This is a genomic window from Acinetobacter sp. YH12131 (assembly GCF_013418635.1).
Classification (GTDB): domain Bacteria; phylum Pseudomonadota; class Gammaproteobacteria; order Pseudomonadales; family Moraxellaceae; genus Acinetobacter; species Acinetobacter towneri.
This window is the reverse complement of the sequence record NZ_VPBQ01000021.1, coordinates 25,044-44,077: the sequence shown is the minus strand read 5'-3', so window position 1 is coordinate 44,077 and position 19,034 is coordinate 25,044. Positions and strand designations below refer to the sequence as shown.

Genomic DNA, 19,034 nt, shown 5'->3' with positions numbered 1-19,034 from the left:
TGATATTGCCAAATATACGAAAGGCACATCCAAAGAATGTAATTTACATAGTCAAACCATTCAGGCTGTAACTGAAGAATTAGTCACCCGAAGAAAGCAATTTAAAAAGGCAAAGCTGAAATGGCGTGTCAGCAATAAAAAATCAGCAAGGCGCTCTTTGGGATGGGTTCCCTTTAAAAAGTTGGCTATCAAATATGCCACTGGATATGTCCAGTATGGAAAACACCAATTTAAGCTTTGGGATAGCTACTGTTTAAGCAAATACACGTTAAAAACAGGTTCATTTGTAGAGGATAGCCGTGGGCGTTGGTATGTATGTCTTGTTGTTGAATCGCCTAAGCAAGATAAATCGACAGCAACCAAAGCGATTGGTATTGATCTAGGCTTAAAAGATATTGCCACCTGTTCTGATGGCACTGTAATTTCAAATCCAAAATTCTATCGAAAATATGAGCAGAAATTAGGTATTGCTCAGAGAGCCAGGAATAAGAAGCGTGTTCGTGCATTACACGCCAAGATTGCAAATAGTCGAAAAGATCATTTGCATAAAGCAAGCACCAAGCTTGTGAATGAAAATGCATTGATTATTGTAGGTGACTTGAGTGCTAAAAAATTAGTAAAAACCAAAATGGCAAAATCTGTTTTGGATACAGGATTTTCGGCACTAAAAACAATGCTCAAGTATAAATGCGAGAACGCAGGCGTATTGTTTGAAGAAGTCCAAGAAGCCTATACCACCCAAATCTGTTCGTGCTGCGGTGAGATCACCTCAAGTAGTCCCAAAGGTAGTACAGATCTTGGAATAAGAGAATGGGAGTGCATGAGCTGTGGTACAGTTCATGATCGAGATATAAACTCAGCTCTAAACATTCTTGCGCTTGGGCATAAGCGTCTAGCTGTAGGAATCACCCTCTTTTAAGGGGGGGAGGATGTCAATTCTCCTGACTGTGTTTTCATCTGTTTGGTGCGAGTGGTTCAGCTGCATCTCGCAATCAATCGGTGTGCATTTTTTTGCATCCATCCCGCAAAAGACAATCTGAAATTGTGTTCATCTTGCCTAGAATTGTGTAGGCGGTAAGTGATGCATAAATTGTCGGCAGACTATTGCTGTTTTGATAAAAAGCCTGTGAAAAACGTGCAGGAAGGTGCAAATTTTCATACAATAAGCCCACCTTGATATTGGTGCAGAGCATGCTTGATACCCAACCAGATTTCCAAAGTAATGAATTTTTGTTAGATCATTATGTGGGCAAAACCCCATTGGTGCGTTTACAGCGTTTGGCAAGTCATACGCAGGCAACGGTTTTGGCAAAACTGGAAGGCAATAACCCTGCGGGTTCTGTTAAAGATCGTCCTGCCTACAACATGATTATGCAGGCAGAAAAACGCGGTGAAATTCAACCAGGCGATACTTTAATTGAGGCAACCAGTGGCAATACCGGCATTGCTTTGGCGATGGTTGCAGCTATGCGTGGCTATAAAATGCAGCTGATCATGCCTGATAATATGAGCCAAGAACGTAAAGATGCCATGCGTGCCTATGGTGCAGAATTGATTGAAGTGACCAAAGCACAAGGCATGGAAGGCGCGCGTGATTTGGCTTTGCAAATGCAGCGCGAAGGCAAAGGCTTGGTGTTGAACCAATTTGGTAATCCAGATAATGTTGAAGCACATTACCTGACCACAGGGCCTGAAATTTGGCAGCAAACGGGTGGTAAAATTACTCACTTTGTCAGTTCTATGGGCACAACAGGCACCATTATGGGGGTGTCTAAATACTTAAAAGAACAAAACCCAGAGATTCAAATTATTGGTTTACAACCTTCAGATGGTTCAAGCATTGCGGGGATTCGCCGTTGGCCTGAAGCATATTTACCAACCATTTTTGACCGCAGTCGTGTTGACCGTATTATTGATATTCCGCAAATTGAAGCGGAAAAAACCATGCGTAAACTGGCGCAAAAAGAAGGCATCAGCGCAGGCACATCATCGGGCGGTGCGGTATGGGCAGCTTTAAAAATTGCCGAAGAAAATCCAGATGCAGTGATTGTTTGTATTATCTGTGACCGTGGTGATCGTTATTTATCGACAGGTTTATTCTCTGTTCAAGATACTGAATCGTGATATTCATTTTTCTATCACCCATTGAGTAAGATTTTATGCGTTTACCTGTGCTGATTTTCGATATAGAAACCGTTACCGATTTGAAGTCAGGCGCGCATTTATATCAACTCGATTTACCCGAAGCAGAGCTTGAACAAGCTTTAATGAAGCTGCGTCGCCAAGAAGCGGGCACCGATTTTCAGCGTTTGCCTTTGCATGAAATTGTATGTATTTCGGGCCTGTGGATTGATGAACACGGCATGAAGCTGTTTTCCTTTAGCCGTGAACACGACAGCGAAGCGACAATGCTGAAAAAGTTTTTGTCTATTTTTGATAAGCGTCATCCGACTTTGGTCAGTTGGAACGGTTCGCAGTTTGACTTGCCAGTGATTTTATTCCGCGCCATGTATCACGGGCTGTCTGCACCAAGTTTATTTGATCAGGGCGAGATTGATCAGCAAAAGCGCTATAACAATTATCAAAACCGTTACCATCAGCGTCATGTCGATTTAATGGATGTGATGGCAATGTTTAATGGTCGTCATTTTCAAAAGTTGGATGACATTGCGTATTTGCTAGGTTTTCCGGGTAAACGTGTAGATGCGGGCTATCATGTTCCTGCATTTATGCAAAGCGGCGAATGGTCAAGGCTGACGCGTTATTGTGAAGGCGATGTCTTAAATACTTGGTTGATTTATTTGCGTTGGCTGCTGCTCAAAGGGCAATTGCTGCTTGAAGAGCATACTTTATGGGTACAGCATACCATTCAATATTTGCATACTCAGCCGCAGCATGCAGACTTTTTAAGCGTGTGGCAGCACAGTTCGCAGCAAACTGAATTTACCCGTACAGATTTTCCTGAACAAAGTGTCACCACGCCTTCAAATGAATCCGTGATGCCTTTTCAATCTTCCCCATCTTCCGATATTTAGACTGATATGAAACATCGCAGTAAAAACCGTACCACGCAGCAGGCTGAATATTGCTTTCAGGTGGAATCGTTGTCACATGAAGGGCGCGGGATTGCACACTACACAGCTCAGTCGGGTCATCCAGCCGAGAAGCAGGGGAAAACAGTTTTTATAGAGGGCGCATTGCCTGGTGAAACAGTACGCGCCAAAATTACGCATAGTAACAAACGCTTAGAAGAAGCCGAGTGTCTAGAAGTGCTGGGTGAGCCTTCGACATTACGGGTTACGCCACAATGTCCACATTATCAGAGTTGCGGTGGTTGTAGCATGCAGCATATTCAGTTGGATGAGCAGATTCATCTCAAACAACAGGTGTTGCAGTCGCATCTGCAACATTTTGCGCAAATTCAGCCTGAAGAATGGTTAGCGCCTTTGCGTTCACAGCGTGAAGATTATCGCCGCAAAGCCCGTGTTGGGGTGCGTTATATTGCCAGTCAAGACAAATTGGTGGTCGGTTTTCGTGAGCGCAATAGCAATAAACTGACCTCAATTGACCGCTGTATGGTGTTGGATCAGGCATTTGGTTCGTTAACACGAATCAAGCAGCTACTCCAAAGTCTAACAGGCAAGGCCCATATTGGTCATATAGAATTGGCGATGGGAGATCAAGAGATTGCTTTGGTGGTGCGGCATACAGAACAACTATCTGCAGCCGATATCAACCAGTTACAGCAGTTTGCGTTACAGAAACACTGGCAATTGTATTTGCAGCCTGAAGGTCCAGACAGTTTGCATCGGGTTGATGATCCGCATGCAGCAATGCGTTTGCATTATCGTTTAGATGATTTTGATGTGAGTTTTGGCTTTCATCCCCAAGACTTTACCCAAGTCAATTCTACAATTAATCCACAAATGGTTAAGCTGGCATGTGATTTGCTTAACTTAAAATCAGGTGATCGGGTGCTTGATCTGTTTTGTGGATTAGGCAACTTTTCATTGCCGCTTGCACGTTGTGTAGGTGCAACAGGAAAGGTGGTTGCTGTAGAGGGTTCAGAGCAAATGGTGCAGCGTGGTGCAGAGAATGCACAACGTAATGATTTAGACAATGTTAAGTTTTATTCACAAGATTTAACAAAAGATTTTTCGCATCATTCTTGGGCAAATCAAGGATTTGAGGCATTATTAATTGACCCTCCGCGTTCAGGCGCAGAGGAAGTGATGTATTATGTGCCCAAATTTGGCGCAGATAGAATCGTTTATGTGTCTTGTAATCCAGCCACACTCGCAAGGGATGCAGGTGTATTGGTCAAGCAGGGCTATCAATTGAAAAAAGCAGGCGTGATGGATATGTTTCCGCATACGGGGCATGTCGAATCCATTGCCTTGTTTGAGAAAGAAAAGCAAATAAACGATTTATAATATGAAGTACATAGAGGTAGGAGAAGGGTATGGTCACAGTACGTGAACAACTTCCTGGACGTTTAAATGAACTGTCTGAGGAAACGACTGTAGAACATGCCGAGCAAGCCCGACAGGATTTAGCAGAATGGCTAGACCGAGTACGCGGGATTTACGATGGGGCGGCACTTGAACAATTAGAACGCGTTGCCAATTACACCCTGAAAAAAGAGCTGGAAACAGACGTCAGTCATCCATCGCATACCTTATATACAGGTATTGAGATGGCGAATATTTTAGCGCACTTGCATGTCGATGAAGACACTTTGTCTGCAGCCATGCTCTATCGTAGCGTGCGTGAAAATGTCATGCAGTTAGATGAAGTGCGTGAAGAATTTGGTGAAGCAGTTTATGGCTTGATCAAAGGCACCTTGTCGATGGGTAAGTTGTCTGAACTGATTGAGAAAAATAAGCGTTTAGAAGACCATTTTAATAATAACCAGCGTGAACATTTAACAGGCATTTATAAAATGCTGATTTCCATGACGGAAGATGTGCGCGTGGTGCTAATTAAACTGGCAGAACGTACCTATTCATTACGTGAGTTGGCAACCGCTTCCAAAGAACGTCAGGAGCGTGTGGCGCGAGAAATTTTAACCATTTACTCGCCATTGGCACACCGTTTAGGCATTGCCCAACTGAAATGGGAACTCGAAGATTTAGCCTTCCGTTATTTGGCGCCAGACCGTTATAAAGAAATTGCGACGTTACTGAATGAAAAGCGTTTGGAGCGTGAAAACTACATTCAAAACGTAATTGAGCAATTGCGTACAGAGCTGGGCAATAATGGTATTCATGCCGAAATTAGCGGGCGGGTGAAACACATTTATTCGATTTATCGAAAAATGAAGAGTAAAAACCTCAGCTTCGATCAGCTCTATGACATTCGTGCTGTACGTGTTTTGGTGAAAACCATTCCAGAGTGTTACCACTCTTTGGGCATCGTACATCAATTGTGGCGGCATATTCCGCACCAGTTTGATGATTACATTACCAATCCAAAAGCCAATGGTTATCGCTCATTGCATACTGCCGTAATTGCAGAAAACAAGTCGCTTGAAGTGCAAATTCGTACCCTAGATATGCACGAAGAAGCCGAGCTTGGGGTATGTTCACACTTTAATTATAAAGAAGGTTCTAAAGCCACAGACCATTCGTTTAATCATCGTTTACATTCTTTGCGTTCTGTTTTGGAGCATTATCAGGAACGTAACGATGCCAGCGCACATAAAGAAGATGATGATTCTGAAAACTTTGAACAAATCCAAGAGTTTGAAGATTTTGAGAAAATTTATGTGTTCAGCCGTGATGGTGATATTAAAGAATTGCCACGTGGCTCAACGGTGCTGGACTTTGCTTATCATGTGCATACCGAAGTCGGCAATAAATGCTATGCCGCACGGGTCAATCAGCGCTATGTGCCGCTCACCTATACTTTAAAAACAGGCGAGCAGGTCGAGATTTTGACCAAAAAAGACCGTGAACCGAACCGTGATTGGTTGGTGAATTCTTTAGGTTATATTAAGACAGCACGTGCGCGCGATAAGCTGCGTCATTGGTTTAGACAGCAAGACCGCAGTAAAAATCTGGAAGTTGGGCGTGAAGTGCTCAATAAAGAATTGTCACGTTTGGCGATTCATCCAAAAAGTATTGATTTAAATGATTATTGCAATCACTTTAACGTCAAAACAGGTGAAGACATTCTGATTGGTTTGGTGAATGGTGATATTAGCCTGCATGCCTTAATTAATCAGGTCAATCGTCACATGCACTTAGATCAGGATGAACCTGAACTGGTGTTGAAGCCAACCTTGAACCCACGTGCCAGCCATACCTTATCGGCACATGGCATTTTGATTGATGGTTTGGATAACGTTGAACTGCATATCGCACAATGCTGTCAGCCTGTGCATGGTGAAGCGATTGCGGGGTATATTACCCTGAACCGTGGTGTGAGTATTCACAAAGTGGCGTGTTCGGACTATGTGCGTATGATTGGCAACGAACCTGAACGTGCGGTAGAAGCCGATTGGGAAATGCAGCCAACCCGTGGTCAAAGCGTGCAAATTGTGGTGGAAGCCTATGACCGCCGTGGTTTGCTCAAAGACTTAACCCAAGTGATTTTTGCCGATCAAATTAACATTCGTCAGGTGAATACTATTTCTGAAAGTGATGGTATTGCCAATATGAAACTGTTAATTGAGGTTAAAGGCTTGGCGCAACTTTCTCGTTTGTTAGCACGTTTAGAGCAGCAACCGGGGATTATCAGCGCACGTCGTTTGGTGCAGGGCAGCTAAGCGACTAAGCTTTAAAAAACCAGCATGTTTGCTGGTTTTTTTCTATCGTATTTCAGCCAAAATGGAGAAGGGCGGATGAATAAAACACCTAAAAAAATTTGTGTGAATGTTAGCCGCATTCAGCAGATTTTTAGCCCCGATCCAAGCACTGCACGCAATGAACAGATTCAGCAACAAAAACAGGCGATTTATCGGCATCGGAATCAATTGTTGTCTGGATACTTGGCACAAGATATTCAAAACAGCGATATTGAGCGTAACCTACATGGTAAACCATTTTTGACGGCATTCCCTCAATTGCAGTTTAACCATAGCCATAGCCGTCAACATTACGCTTTGGCAAGCAGCTTACAGGTGCAAGATCTAGGTATAGATGTCGAAGACTTAGAACGTAAGGTACGTTTTGATGCTTTGGCACAGCATGCGTTTCATCCCAATGAACTCCAATACTGGCAAGATTTGGAACACGATGCTGACTATTGGTTTCGAGTTTGGACCACCAAAGAAGCTGTGCTAAAAGCTTCGGGTTTAGGCATTCGTTTAAGTCTCAATGAGCTGGATACCCGTATGCATCCCAATGCACAGGGCGGCATTTGTCATCATCCACAGATTGGGCATTTTGCCTATCAAAACTTTCGTTTATCAGATTGTATGTTGACCGTAGCATGGCGAGCAGCACCATCTTGCGCAGGCTTTCAATTTCCACAGATTCATATTATTCAGCATTAACATCGCAACGTCAGCGCAAATATCGCAATGCTAAGGCGCAAAAAAGCCTATCCGAAGATAGGCTTGAATGTTGGTGTTAGCAGAAATGCATTATGGAATTTCTTGCTCTTCATCTTCAAATTCAGGTTTGACTTGAACAATGAAGTCCTGACGGTTCAAACCGCGCCATAAGGCAAAGGCTGTACCAATGTAAATAGATGAATATGTTCCGACAAAGACACCCACAAACATCGCAATCGAGAACCATTTCAGACCATCACCACCCATGAGCATCATCGCGACTACAACCAATAATAGGGTCATAGAGGTGTGAATGGTACGACGTAAAGTTTCTGTCAGCGCAATGTTTACCACTTCAAGTGGTGTTGCACCACGGATTTTACGGAAGTTTTCACGAATACGGTCAGATACAACAATGTTATCGTTGAGTGAGAAGCCAATAATCGCCAATAACGCTGCCAATACAGTCAGGTCAAATGGCCATTGCATCATGGCAAAAATACCCAGTGTCACCACAATATCGTGGAACAATGACAGTACCGCACCCATTGCCAGTTTGAATTCAAAGCGAATGGTGACGTATACCAACATCAATAACAGCGCTAAAGCTACAGCGCCCGCAGAACGTACGTACAGCTCATTACCGACTTGACCACCAACCACATCTACCTTTGGCACAGTTGCCGTGTTATTTGGTAGTTGTACCGCAGCAGTAATTGCTTTGGTTAAGTCTTCTGCTTCAACATCTTCTTGCACAGGCATACGTACCATTAGGTCGCGGTCTGAACCAAGCGTTTGTACCACAGGGTCGTTAAAGCCTGCTTTGACCAATGCGTTAGAAACATCGGTGGCTTTTACTGGATTGCTATAGTTGAGTTCTGCAGCAATACCCCCAGTAAAGTCCAAACCTAAGTTTAAACCTTTGGTGGCAATGAAGAAGATACTGGCAACCGTTAATAGAATAGAAAGCAATGCCGCAGGCAAAGCAATCTTCATAAACGGAATCACGCGCTCATCATCAGGGCGGCCATATTTTTTTGAAGGCAGTTGAGTATTCTCAGTCATCAGTGATCTCCTTAAATGCTCAACTTTTTCAAGTTACGTTTTTTGCCGTAGATGATTTGTACAATTGCACGGGTCACTGTAATTGCAGTAAACATCGAGCAGACAATACCAATCATGAGCGTCACAGCAAAGCCTTTGATTGGACCTGTACCAATCGCAAACAGAATGAATGCCACCAAGAATGTGGTTAAGTTCGAGTCGAAAATAGTGTTATACGCTCGGTCATAACCCGCCACAATGGCTTGTTTGGGCGAGGCCCCCCACTTAATTTCTTCTCGTATTCGCTCACAAATCAAGACGTTGGCATCCACCGCCATACCAATGGTAATTACGATACCCGCAATACCCGGCAAGGTGAGTGATGCACCAATCCAAGACATGACGGTTAAAATCATGGCTAAGTTAAACACTAAAGCGAAGTTGGCAATCAGACCAAACAGACGGAAGAACACCACCATCCAGATTGCAACCAAAATGAAGCCAATCTGAGTCGACAATACGCCTTTATCAATGTTTTCTTGACCCAAGCTTGGACCAATCACACGTTCTTCGACAAAGTACATTGGCGCTGCCAAGGCACCTGCACGAAGCATTAAGGCCAATTCAGAGGCTTCTTGCGGGGAATCTAGACCTGTAATACGGAACTGCGAACCCAATACCGCCTGAATGGTTGCAGCATTAATGACGACAGATTCGGTATATGGGGTGCGTACTTCAGTTTGTGTGCCAGTTTCATCGGTCACATAGCTAATACGTTGTTTGTTTTCAATAAACAATACCGCCATACGTTTACCCACAGCGTTACGTGTCGCATCTGCCATGAGCTTACCGCCCGCAGCATCTAGGGTAATGTTAACTTCTGCACCGCCTGTATCTTGGCTAAAGCCACTTGACGCATTTTGAACACGCTCACCCGTTAAAATACGGCTGCGGTTCAATAATAACTGGCGACCACTGTCCAAAGATTCAAAGGCAAAAGCTTCTGTGCCAGGTGGTACGGTACCTGTAGCCTGACCTGTGTACGGATCAATATATTGATCATTTAAGTCAGACACCAAGCGGAATTCGAGGTTCGCAGTACGACCGAGTACACGCTTCGCTTCAGCAGTATCTTGTACGCCTGGCAATTCCACTACAATACGGTTGCTACCTTGAGTTTGTACCAAAGCTTCAGCCACACCTAACTCGTTAATACGGTTACGTAAAGTAGTTAAGTTCTGATTGACCGCATACGACTGAATTTCCTGTTTACGGACATCGGTATAGTTCAGACGTAAGCTAGAGCCTTCTGTGGTGGCTACAGCTTGCTGTGTGTATTCATTGCCGTTACGACGCAAGAAATCCATCACTGCATCACGGTCTGCATTATTGGCAAACTGTAGGGTGATGGTGTTGTTATTCAGCGAAAGGCTATTAAATTTCAGCTTGTTGTCACGCAATTGACGGCGTAAATCGGTGGCTGAAGTTTCCATACGCTGGCTGATGGCCTTGTCCATATCCACTTCTAATAAGAAGTGCACACCACCACGTAAGTCCAGACCGAGTTTCATTGGTTTTGCACCAATTTTTTGTAGCCATTCTGGTGTGGTTGGCGCAAGGTTCAGTGCCACGACATAGTCATCACCTAAACCGCGACGTAAAGCTTCTTTGGCTTTGAGTTGGGCTTCTGAGGTGTCTAAACGCAACAATGCAGCATTGTTGGTAAAGCTGTTGTCATGACTGGCAATATTTTCTGATTGTAAAATTTGCTCTGCTTTTTGTATGATGCTTTGATCAATTTGGGTACCAGCTTTGGCACCTGAAATTTGAACAGCAGGTTCATCTGGATACAAGCTAGGCAGGGCATATAATGTACTCACCACAAGAACAACGAGGATGAGCAGATATTTCCATGCTGGGTAACGCATTTATTTTCTTCTTAAAATGAAAAAGTCGTGCGTGAGCACGACTCTTTTTGATTAGAGGTTGTTTAATGTGCCTTCAGGAAGAACTGAAATGACACTCGCGCGTTGTACTTTTACTTCTACACCACGGTTCAGCTCTACCACTGCAAAATCACCTTCAATTTTCGTGATTTTACCCATAAGACCACCTGCGAATACCACTTCACTGCCTACGCCCAAGCTTTCAATCAGTGTACGATGCTCTTTGGCACGCTTTGATTGTGGACGCCAAATCAGGAAGTAGAAAATTGCAATGAAGACTGCAATCATTAAAAGGTTAGCCACAAGGCTTGGTTGTTGTGCAGCTTCACCTGCTGCGTGAGCGGTCGAAATAAAAAGGCTCATTTCATTTTCCTAAACTAAAAACTGGCGATCAGTGATCTGATAATAAATTGGGTTTGTTCTGCAATTTACCTTGTCTTTTTACTCAGCGCAAATACTGAAAAGACTAATCTTCAGGACAAGGCGGTACTTCTAGGCCACGACGGGCATAAAAGTCCTGTACAAATTCATCGAAAGTGCCGTTATCTAAGGCATTGCGAATATCTTGGGTAAAGCGTTGGTAATAACGTAAGTTATGAATAGTGCCCAACATTGACCCCAACATTTCGCCACATTTTTCTAAATGAAACAAATAAGCGCGGGTAAAGTTCTTGCAAGTATAGCAATCACAATGCGGATCGAGCGGGCTTTGGTCATGACGATACTTACTGTTACGAATACGCACCAAGCCATCGGTTACAAAGTAATGACCATTGCGCGCATTACGGGTTGGCATCACGCAGTCGAACATATCGACGCCACGACGAATTGCTTCCACAATATCTTCTGGCTTGCCGACGCCCATCAAATAACGTGGTTTATCTTCTGGCATTTTAGCTGGCAAATAATCCAGGACTTTGATCATTTCTTCTTTCGGTTCACCCACCGAAAGACCGCCAATGGCATAACCATCAAAACCAATTTCAAGTAAGCCGTTTAAAGATTCAACACGTAAATCTTCGTACATACCGCCTTGAATAATCCCGAACAGCGCGTTGCTGTTTTGTAGTTCATCATGGTGATGGGTTTTACAGCGTTTTGCCCAGCGTAAAGACAATTGCAAAGATTTTTGCGCTTCTTCATGTGTTGCAGGATAAGGCGTACATTCGTCAAAAATCATCACGATGTCAGAGTTCAAGGTTTTTTGAATTTCCATCGAGATTTCTGGCGAAAGAAAAACCTTTGAGCCATCAATAGGCGAACGGAAGGTCACACCTTCTTCTTTAATTTTACGCATTGCGCCTAAGCTAAACACCTGAAAGCCACCAGAGTCAGTCAAAATAGGCTTATCCCATTTGATGAATTCATGTAGACCGCCGTGTTGCTGAATCACTTCTAGCCCTGGACGCAAATATAAATGAAAGGTATTGCCTAAAATAACCTGTGCCTGAATTTCTTCAATATCGCGTGGCAGCATGCCTTTGACTGTGCCATACGTCCCCACAGGCATAAACACAGGGGTTTCTACCACACCATGAGCAAGTGTTAAACGACCACGACGGGCGCGCCCCGACTGACCTAATTTCTCAAACTTCATATATGTTCCAAATCAAGGCGAAAAAACAGTTCGCTGATTGTTCATGCTAAAAGTGCAATATTTTCCTAGATTCTGCACGGAATTGCCAGTTGAGATACGTTTTCCTTGGTAAAAATTGCGAGTAAATATTTTGTTCAAATCCATTGTGCTTACATGGCGTAAAATTGCTGAATACGTTGGGTAATTTCTTTATGTAAGGCAATTTCACCTTGTTCATGATTGTCCATTGCAGCAACGTGCTGAATTAAACGCTGAATATATAAATTACTGTCATTGACATCCTCACCTCCCTTAAACGGAGGTGATTCCTACAGCTAGACGCTTATGCCCAAGCGCAAGAATGTTCATGGCACTATTTAAGTCCCTATCGTGAGTGACACCACACTCACATGACCATTCTCTTATTCCAAGACCTGTCCTACCTCTCGGACTACTTGAGGTGATCTCACCGCAGCACGAACAGATTTGGGTGGTATAGGCTTCATTGACTTCTTCAAACATTACCCCTGCGTTCTCGCATTTATACTTGAGCATTGTTTTTAGTGCTGAAAACCCTGTATCTAAAACAGACTTTGCCATTTTAGTTTTTACAAGCTTTTTGGCACTTAAGTCACCTACAATTATGAGTGCATTATTTTTAACAAGTAATGTACTTGCCTTATGCAAATGGTCTTTACGGCAATTTGCAATCTTGGCGTGTAATGCACGTACACGTTTTTTATTCCTTGCTCGTTGAGCAATACCTAATTTCTTTTCGTATTGGCGATAGAACTTGGGGTTTGAAATAACCGTACCATCAGAACAGGTTGCAATATCTTTTAAACCTAGATCAATACCTATGGCTTTGGTTGCTGTTGGTTTTTCTTGATTCGATGAATCGACCACAAGGCACACGTACCAACGCCCACGGCTGTCCTCAACAAATGAACCAGTTCTAACAGCATATTTGCTTAATCCATAGCTATCCCATAGTTTGAATTGATGTTTACCATATTGAACATATCCATCAGCGTATTTGATCGCTACTTTCTTAAACGGTATCCATCCAAGTGATTTTCTTGCTGACTTCTTGTTGCTAACACGCCATTTGAGTTTGGCTTTCTTAAACTGCTTTCTGCGTGTGATTAATTCTTCGGTGACAGCCTGTATGGTTTGGCTGTGCAAACCACACTCTTTAGATGCGCCTTTGGTGTATTGAGCAATATCAAATGCAGATAGAAACTCACCTTTTCTTTTTAGGTGCTTAAAACTTAAATCATTCACATAATTCCAAACAAAGTTCACCTCAGATGCTAATTTAATCAGCACCTTTGCGTGTTTGTCTTTTATGCGGAGTTTAAGTGTTTTCATGTGCTTATTTTAACAATAATATTTTAAGTAATGAACAACAAAGATATTTAATACGACATTCCATGTCGTATGGCTTACGCCAGTCGCTTATATCCTCGTGCTGAACCACGAGGTTTTACGCTCCAAGTGATAAAACTCGGTTCTAATGTGAGCAAATAGGCTTCATGTGCAATGCTCAAATAATCATACGGTTCCACTTCTAAAAGTTGTGCCAGATCAATCAGCAAGTCTTTATCCACTTGTTGTAGTTTGAGCTTGGGTTGTGCGGTGGATTGTTCCATCGTGGTTTGAGGCGCTTTGTTGTGCAGGAATTCATCGAGCAAAGCACTTGGAGTGTTTAGAAATTGCGCTGAGTGGATTTCTACATCGACCTGTTTGGGCACATGAATAAAAAACAGAATTTGGCTTAAATCTAAGCCATAAGCGCCCGATAAAGATTGTTTAGCCTGCTGAAATATATCCAGTAAAAGTTCAAGATGGTTGTATTGCAGCGTGTCATTGGAATTCAGCAGAGGATTGCCATAGATATGTCGCTGTTTAAAATAATCTGCAAAAATATTTTTAAATTGCTGCAGACCGCTAGAATTGTTGGCTTGAGTGCGATAACGCCATTTTTCTATATTCCATTTATTTACTTCAGATAAATATTGTGCTTCATCTTCCTGTTCATTAAACAGGCTGCGTTGGCTTGAAACAGCTAAATAATCGACCCCAAGATATTCATTAAAGACCAGTACACAGGCATAAATTTGGTCTTGTTCATATTGCTCATAGAGTTGGAAAAACTCTTGAATGAGGGGTTTTTCAGGTTCTGAATATGTTCTAACATTTTATCGGCTTACTTTTTATTTTGGGATTTATGTTTTGAGCAATTGTTGTTTATATTTTGCTCAACCTCATGATTGTGTCAAAGCTGAGAAAAATGTCAATAAGACAAAACAAATTGTAGTCAAAGCTCACTTAAGTTGTTAAATTGTAATTAAAATCAATTCATAGAGGTGGGCTATGAGTGAATTAAACAGTGCACTAAAAGAAGACCAATTCTATAAAACACTTTTGGAAACCACGAATGCAATTCCGTGGCAGATTAACTGGAAAACCAAAGCTTTTAGCTATATTGGCCCACAAATTGAGTCTTTACTGGGTTGGACGCAAGACAGCTGGAAAACTGCACAAGATTGGATTGATCGGATGCATCCTGAAGATCGGGACAAGACCGTGAATATGTGTGTGAGTCTGTCCGATCAAGGCACAGACCACGAAGCGGATTATCGTGCCTTAACCGCTACAGGAGATTATGTCTGGATTCGTGATGTGGTGCATGTGATTCGTGAAAATAACGAAACTGTGGCGATTATTGGGTTTATGTTTGATATTTCTGCGCGTAAACAAATGGAGTTGGAACTCGAAGCGTTGAGTCGCAAAAATCTGGCTTTGAGCTTACAAGACCCGCTGACCTTGGTTGCCAATCGAAAGGCGCTCAGTGAGCGTATAGAAAACGAATTTAAACGTGCTGTGCGTCATCAACATGCATTGTCTCTCTTGTTTATCGACATCGACCATTTCAAGCCTTATAACGACAATTATGGACATTTACAGGGTGATCATTGTTTGATTAGTGTGGCGCAGTTGCTTAAACAACACTTTGCTCGTGCATCTGACTTTGTGGCTCGCTTTGGTGGCGAAGAGTTTGTGGTGCTGTTGCCTGAAACACCATTGGCAGATGCTGTACAACTTGCTGAAAACTTTAGACAGGCAGTATATGCGCTGGAAATTCCACATACCAAGACAGGGGAGACGACCCAAGTTACTGTGAGTATTGGTGTAAATAGCTATCACCAAAATCAGCAGTATCACAATGTGGTCGATTTTCTGCATTCAGCCGATGAATTGTTGTATTTGGCAAAAAACAAAGGACGTAATCAGGTGCAGTATCTGACACAGTCTTGTGTTTAGTCGAAATCTGAAAAAACAGCAAGCTTCGTGCTTGCTGTTTTTATAAATAATTTCAAAGGAGCGGCTTAGAATTAAATGGCTTAAAAGTTTGGACGATAATCAAAACTTTGTGCTGCACTGTTGTCCCGAAAGGCGCGCACAGGTTTTTTCGCTGTGGTTGCAGTGTTAATCATGTTGTTAGGAAAGACCTGAATATAGTTATTAAATAACTCGACATTGCGGTTATAAATAGTAATCGCAGCACCGACATTTTCGTTCTGCTCATCAATTTCATGCATCATTTTTAAATACAGTTGGTCGGCTTTGAGTTCAGGGTAATTTTCGACCACCACATTTAAGCTGCGCATCAATTCTTTGCTCAAGGCTTCAACACGTTGTAATTGGCTGACATCGGCATTGTTGATGTTTAGGTTCATAATATTTTGGCGCAGTTCAGTCACTTTTTCTAAAGTGCCTTTTTCCATACCTGCATATTGTTCGACCACTGGCGCAAGTTCTTCAAGCGTTTTTAACTTCTGTCGTTCAAAACTGGTCACATCTGCCCAAGCGCGGATGGTGGCGTTGTGGTGGCGTACGATGTTGTTACGAATCATGATGCCCAGCATCACCAAGACGATGACAACCAAAAGAAAAATTGCGATACCCATGTTTTGCCCCAAGACGATTTTCTTAGTCCAGAAAATCAACCAAATCTGTCTGTAATTGTTCTAAATAAGGTAATTTAAAAGTGCGTAAGTGTCCACGCAATGCGGAAATATCTTGAATATTTTTTGCTTTACTGGAAATTTCAAACAGGTTGCGATTGCCTAAAAAACAGAGCGTGTTCCGCTCAGGGTGAAATAACAAATCACCTTGCTGATGCTGAAAAAAATCATTCAGTTTTAACACCATTGCAGGGCTGAGCGTACGCGCCAGTTGAATTGCATCACTGCCAAAAAAGTTGAGTTTTTGATTCAGGCGAATGTCACTGGTATGCCACGGCACATGATAAGGCGCACCAAAGGTTTTATTGTTTGAGGTAACGGCTAAACCTTGTAGCTGCACATCAAAGACAAATACGCCCGATAAATGTCGCACCACTTCACGTACTTTGTAGTCATTGCCATTTTGATCTTTAATGCGGGTTTCACTGACATAGCGATATTCAAATACCAAAACCTGATGCTGCTTGCCTTGTTGATCTTGCCAAACTGTACTGGCGTAGCGGCGAATTTCATTGGACAGATTCCCCAAATTAAATAAAGGGAACAGACTTTTTAAATGGGCAATCAAATAAACGGGTTGTAGGGTTCGGGCAAGATGTTGCGGTGGTTGCTGCCATGCCAGTTGATAGCGCTGTGCAATGCTTTCTTGTTCTAAAAAAGTGATGACTTCTTCAATGGGGTCGTCTTGTTCATAGGTAATAAATGCCCAGAAGATACAGCCTAACCCAATCAGCAAGCAGAATTGCAGCCAAATATTACTCGGTTGAATCAAGAGCAATAAACAGAACAACACACCTATAATGCCAAGCAGGACAGGCAAAACATTTTCAAACTTGAGGGTGATGTCATCTTGCCAAGGGTGTAAGCCATCTAAAATATCTTGATGGCTTTGTGCTTTTTTTCCAATATCCCATAACCGCGCGATATTACGAAATACCCGTTGATTCTTCTTGCGTCGAATATGAATGGAGTGTTGCACGGTATTGAGCGGCATGGCGGTTTCTTTTACAGTTTGAAAATTAAGTCTGAGCTTGATCAATCAGCATGGCATCGCCATAGCTAAAGAAACGATAGCGTTCCGCCACAGCATGTTGATACGCCTGCATGACATTTTCACGGCTTGAAAGCGCAGATACCAACATTAATAAGGTGGATTCAGGCAAGTGGAAATTGGTGATTAGACGATCCACCACTTTAAACTGATAACCTGGGTAAATAAAAATTTGCGTATCACCCGACCACGCTGCAAGTTTGCCTGCATGGGCTTGGGCAGCACTTTCCACGGCACGGGTGGCAGTTGTGCCCACTGAAATAACTTTGTTGCCTCGTGCTTTGGTTTCACGAATCAGCGCTACGGCAGCTTCAGAAACTTCACACCATTCACTGTGCATGATGTGATTGGCAATATCATCGGTACGTACAGGCAGGAATGTGCCTGCGCCCACATGCAAGGTCACAAAGGTTTTTTGAATGCCTTTATCTGCTAGCTGTTGCAGTAAGGCTTCATCAAAGTGCAAGCTGGCAGTGGGTGCGGCAACACTAGCGAGTTTTGTTGGGTCGTTAAATACGGTTTGATAACGCTCGGTATCAATCGCTTCTGCTTCGCGGTTAAAGTAGGGTGGAATCGGCAACTGACCGTAGGCATCCAATACGTCTAAAATAGGCTGCGAAAACTCGACAATAAATAAGTTTTCATGGCGACCTTGTACGGTCACTTTTACAGCATCAGGCCCAATAAACAGTTCTGCACCTGCTTTTGGTGAGTTGCTGGCTTTAATATGGCAATGGGCAATAAATTGATCTTGCAGACGTTCTACCAAGACTTCCACTGCACCGCCTGTGGCACGTTTACCTTTAAGACGCGCTTTCATGACTTTGGTATCGTTAAGTACCAGTAAATCGCCCGCTTCGAGTAAATTCAGTAGGTTGGTAAATTGATGGTCATGATACTGACCTTGAGCATCAAGATGCAGCAGACGAGAGGCGCTACGACTTGCTAGTGGGTAACGAGCAATGAGTTCATCGGGGAGATTAAAATTAAAGTCAGAAAGCTGCATGATAAAAACAAGTTAGAACACTGGGAAAACTGCGCCTAGTATATGCTTTTTTAGGTTTTATGGATGAAATTGGTCGATTATAAATCAAAAAAATGACAGCTGATTTAATTTTAAACAATTGCAAAAAACTTGCGTTGACAAGCTGTCAAAAAAGTTTATTATACCCATCAACACCTACCCGAGGTGGTGAAATTGGTAGACGCGGCGGACTCAAAATCCGCTGTCAGAGATGACGTGTCGGTTCGAGTCCGACCCTCGGGACCATATAAAGGAAAAGCCCTCAAGCATATTAAGACTTGGGGGCTTTTTTATTGTCTGTATATTAATGGGGTGTGCCATTTTTTAGCTCCAGTCTTAATGATTCCATTAGCCACAATTCAGGTGGTCACTTTGGAAAATGAGTACCCAAATGAGTACCTGATTTTTCATTGGTACTCATGGTGGAATCAGATGCTAAGCTTAAATTATTAGATCAATACAATAATCAAATGTGATTGATCGGGTGTCTTATAGGGCTTGTAGTACTTAAAAGCTTTATTCACTATCTAAAGCTACTTTGATGACATCTGCAATTGTCTCAGTGGTGACGCCTCTTTTTCGAGCATTCTCAGAATGGAGCCAAGTTGCTAAGTCTTTATTGCCTTTAGATGCATTGCAGCCAATACAGCACAATGCAATATTGGATAAGGTTGTAATTCTTATATCGTTGATAATGTGTTCCCAAGACTTCTTATTAGCTCTTTCAGTGCCAAACTTTTTGCCGCAATATACACAGCACAGGTCTCGCTCCGAGACCGCATCTTCTATGTGCTTTGGTATTCCCCACGAATTTGCCATTTTAGGTTTTCCTTATTTTATGGCTCTAGTTGAATGAAAAATCCT

17 protein-coding genes and 1 tRNA gene are annotated in these 19,034 nt (G+C 42.7%); 8 read left to right on the top strand and 10 right to left on the bottom strand.

Features of this window, described 5'->3' with window-relative positions:
• The 6 genes from FTU66_RS12250 to FTU66_RS12225 form a co-directional block, all read left to right on the top strand.
• On the top strand, positions 1 to 919 hold a 919-nt coding region (locus tag FTU66_RS12250; protein ID WP_180112875.1), incomplete at its 5' end, for an RNA-guided endonuclease TnpB family protein.
• A gap of 272 nt (positions 920 to 1,191) precedes the next feature.
• Complete coding sequence (gene cysM / locus FTU66_RS12245; RefSeq protein WP_180112874.1) at positions 1,192 to 2,124, top strand: cysteine synthase CysM; 933 nt, start codon at positions 1,192 to 1,194, stop codon at positions 2,122 to 2,124.
• 35 nt (positions 2,125 to 2,159) lie between these two features.
• Positions 2,160 to 3,035, top strand: coding sequence for a 3'-5' exonuclease (locus FTU66_RS12240; RefSeq protein WP_004974933.1), 876 nt, complete (start codon positions 2,160 to 2,162; stop codon positions 3,033 to 3,035).
• Positions 3,036 to 3,041: 6 nt separating this feature from the next.
• Entirely contained in the window at positions 3,042 to 4,433 is a 1,392-nt protein-coding gene (gene rlmD / locus FTU66_RS12235; RefSeq protein WP_131261992.1) for a 23S rRNA (uracil(1939)-C(5))-methyltransferase RlmD, read from the top strand.
• A 29-nt stretch (positions 4,434 to 4,462) separates the two neighbouring features.
• Positions 4,463 to 6,769, top strand: a complete 2,307-nt coding sequence (locus FTU66_RS12230) for a bifunctional (p)ppGpp synthetase/guanosine-3',5'-bis(diphosphate) 3'-pyrophosphohydrolase (protein WP_004974935.1) — start codon at positions 4,463 to 4,465, stop codon at positions 6,767 to 6,769.
• 75 nt (positions 6,770 to 6,844) lie between these two features.
• Positions 6,845 to 7,498 carry a 4'-phosphopantetheinyl transferase superfamily protein gene (locus FTU66_RS12225; RefSeq protein WP_180112873.1) on the top strand — a complete coding sequence of 218 codons (654 nt, stop codon included), beginning with the start codon at positions 6,845 to 6,847 and terminating at the stop codon, positions 7,496 to 7,498.
• A 90-nt stretch (positions 7,499 to 7,588) separates the two neighbouring features.
• Here FTU66_RS12225 and secF read toward each other — a convergent pair whose 3' ends face one another.
• From secF to FTU66_RS13680, 6 genes are all read right to left on the bottom strand, one after another.
• Positions 7,589 to 8,566, bottom strand: a complete 978-nt coding sequence (secF, locus tag FTU66_RS12220; protein ID WP_179990724.1) for a protein translocase subunit SecF — start codon at positions 8,564 to 8,566, stop codon at positions 7,589 to 7,591.
• Between the two features lie 8 nt (positions 8,567 to 8,574).
• Positions 8,575 to 10,470, bottom strand: a complete 1,896-nt coding sequence (gene secD, locus FTU66_RS12215) for a protein translocase subunit SecD (protein ID WP_180062574.1) — start codon at positions 10,468 to 10,470, stop codon at positions 8,575 to 8,577.
• A 51-nt stretch (positions 10,471 to 10,521) separates the two neighbouring features.
• A complete protein-coding gene (gene yajC, locus FTU66_RS12210; protein WP_004974939.1) occupies positions 10,522 to 10,851 on the bottom strand; it encodes a preprotein translocase subunit YajC in 330 nt (109 codons plus the stop codon).
• Positions 10,852 to 10,954: 103 nt separating this feature from the next.
• Complete coding sequence (gene tgt / locus FTU66_RS12205; RefSeq protein WP_004974942.1) at positions 10,955 to 12,085, bottom strand: tRNA guanosine(34) transglycosylase Tgt; 1,131 nt, start codon at positions 12,083 to 12,085, stop codon at positions 10,955 to 10,957.
• A 291-nt stretch (positions 12,086 to 12,376) separates the two neighbouring features.
• Positions 12,377 to 13,435, bottom strand: a complete 1,059-nt coding sequence (locus tag FTU66_RS12200; protein ID WP_167846297.1) for an RNA-guided endonuclease TnpB family protein — start codon at positions 13,433 to 13,435, stop codon at positions 12,377 to 12,379.
• A gap of 74 nt (positions 13,436 to 13,509) precedes the next feature.
• Positions 13,510 to 13,818, bottom strand: coding sequence for a hypothetical protein (locus FTU66_RS13680; RefSeq protein WP_180008994.1), 309 nt, complete (start codon positions 13,816 to 13,818; stop codon positions 13,510 to 13,512).
• Between the two features lie 622 nt (positions 13,819 to 14,440).
• On the opposite strand from FTU66_RS13680, the gene FTU66_RS12190 reads away from it, so the two are divergent.
• On the top strand, positions 14,441 to 15,391 hold the full coding sequence (locus FTU66_RS12190; protein WP_167846296.1) for a sensor domain-containing diguanylate cyclase: 951 nt from the start codon (positions 14,441 to 14,443) through the stop codon (positions 15,389 to 15,391).
• Positions 15,392 to 15,471: 80 nt separating this feature from the next.
• Here FTU66_RS12190 and FTU66_RS12185 read toward each other — a convergent pair whose 3' ends face one another.
• Genes FTU66_RS12185 through queA form a run of 3 tightly spaced genes read right to left on the bottom strand, consistent with a single transcriptional unit; the run spans position 15,472 to position 18,152 of the window.
• Positions 15,472 to 16,038, bottom strand: coding sequence for a LemA family protein (locus FTU66_RS12185; protein WP_163141230.1), 567 nt, complete (start codon positions 16,036 to 16,038; stop codon positions 15,472 to 15,474).
• Between the two features lie 22 nt (positions 16,039 to 16,060).
• Entirely contained in the window at positions 16,061 to 17,089 is a 1,029-nt protein-coding gene (locus tag FTU66_RS12180; RefSeq protein WP_180112872.1) for a hypothetical protein, read from the bottom strand.
• 25 nt (positions 17,090 to 17,114) lie between these two features.
• Positions 17,115 to 18,152 (bottom strand): tRNA preQ1(34) S-adenosylmethionine ribosyltransferase-isomerase QueA, encoded by a 1,038-nt coding sequence (gene queA, locus FTU66_RS12175; RefSeq protein ID WP_180112871.1) that lies wholly within the window; start codon positions 18,150 to 18,152, stop codon positions 17,115 to 17,117.
• 177 nt (positions 18,153 to 18,329) lie between these two features.
• On the opposite strand from queA, the gene FTU66_RS12170 reads away from it, so the two are divergent.
• Positions 18,330 to 18,416: transfer RNA gene (locus FTU66_RS12170), tRNA-Leu, on the top strand.
• A 270-nt stretch (positions 18,417 to 18,686) separates the two neighbouring features.
• Here FTU66_RS12170 and FTU66_RS12165 read toward each other — a convergent pair.
• On the bottom strand, positions 18,687 to 18,989 hold the full coding sequence (locus tag FTU66_RS12165) for an HNH endonuclease (RefSeq protein WP_167846288.1): 303 nt from the start codon (positions 18,987 to 18,989) through the stop codon (positions 18,687 to 18,689).
• Positions 18,990 to 19,034: the final 45 nt, after the last annotated feature.

Coding starts and splice junctions, on each gene's coding strand:
- FTU66_RS12165 (WP_167846288.1), bottom strand. CDS start 18,989: ATGGCAAATTCGTGGGGAATACCAAAGCACATAGAAGATGCGGTCTCG.
- FTU66_RS12230 (WP_004974935.1), top strand. CDS start 4,463: ATGGTCACAGTACGTGAACAACTTCCTGGACGTTTAAATGAACTGTCT.
- queA (WP_180112871.1), bottom strand. CDS start 18,152: ATGCAGCTTTCTGACTTTAATTTTAATCTCCCCGATGAACTCATTGCT.
- rlmD (WP_131261992.1), top strand. CDS start 3,042: ATGAAACATCGCAGTAAAAACCGTACCACGCAGCAGGCTGAATATTGC.
- cysM (WP_180112874.1), top strand. CDS start 1,192: ATGCTTGATACCCAACCAGATTTCCAAAGTAATGAATTTTTGTTAGAT.
- yajC (WP_004974939.1), bottom strand. CDS start 10,851: ATGAGCCTTTTTATTTCGACCGCTCACGCAGCAGGTGAAGCTGCACAA.
- FTU66_RS12180 (WP_180112872.1), bottom strand. CDS start 17,089: ATGCCGCTCAATACCGTGCAACACTCCATTCATATTCGACGCAAGAAG.
- FTU66_RS12190 (WP_167846296.1), top strand. CDS start 14,441: ATGAGTGAATTAAACAGTGCACTAAAAGAAGACCAATTCTATAAAACA.
- secD (WP_180062574.1), bottom strand. CDS start 10,470: ATGCGTTACCCAGCATGGAAATATCTGCTCATCCTCGTTGTTCTTGTG.
- FTU66_RS12225 (WP_180112873.1), top strand. CDS start 6,845: ATGAATAAAACACCTAAAAAAATTTGTGTGAATGTTAGCCGCATTCAG.
- FTU66_RS12200 (WP_167846297.1), bottom strand. CDS start 13,435: ATGAAAACACTTAAACTCCGCATAAAAGACAAACACGCAAAGGTGCTG.
- tgt (WP_004974942.1), bottom strand. CDS start 12,085: ATGAAGTTTGAGAAATTAGGTCAGTCGGGGCGCGCCCGTCGTGGTCGT.
- FTU66_RS12240 (WP_004974933.1), top strand. CDS start 2,160: ATGCGTTTACCTGTGCTGATTTTCGATATAGAAACCGTTACCGATTTG.
- FTU66_RS12185 (WP_163141230.1), bottom strand. CDS start 16,038: ATGGGTATCGCAATTTTTCTTTTGGTTGTCATCGTCTTGGTGATGCTG.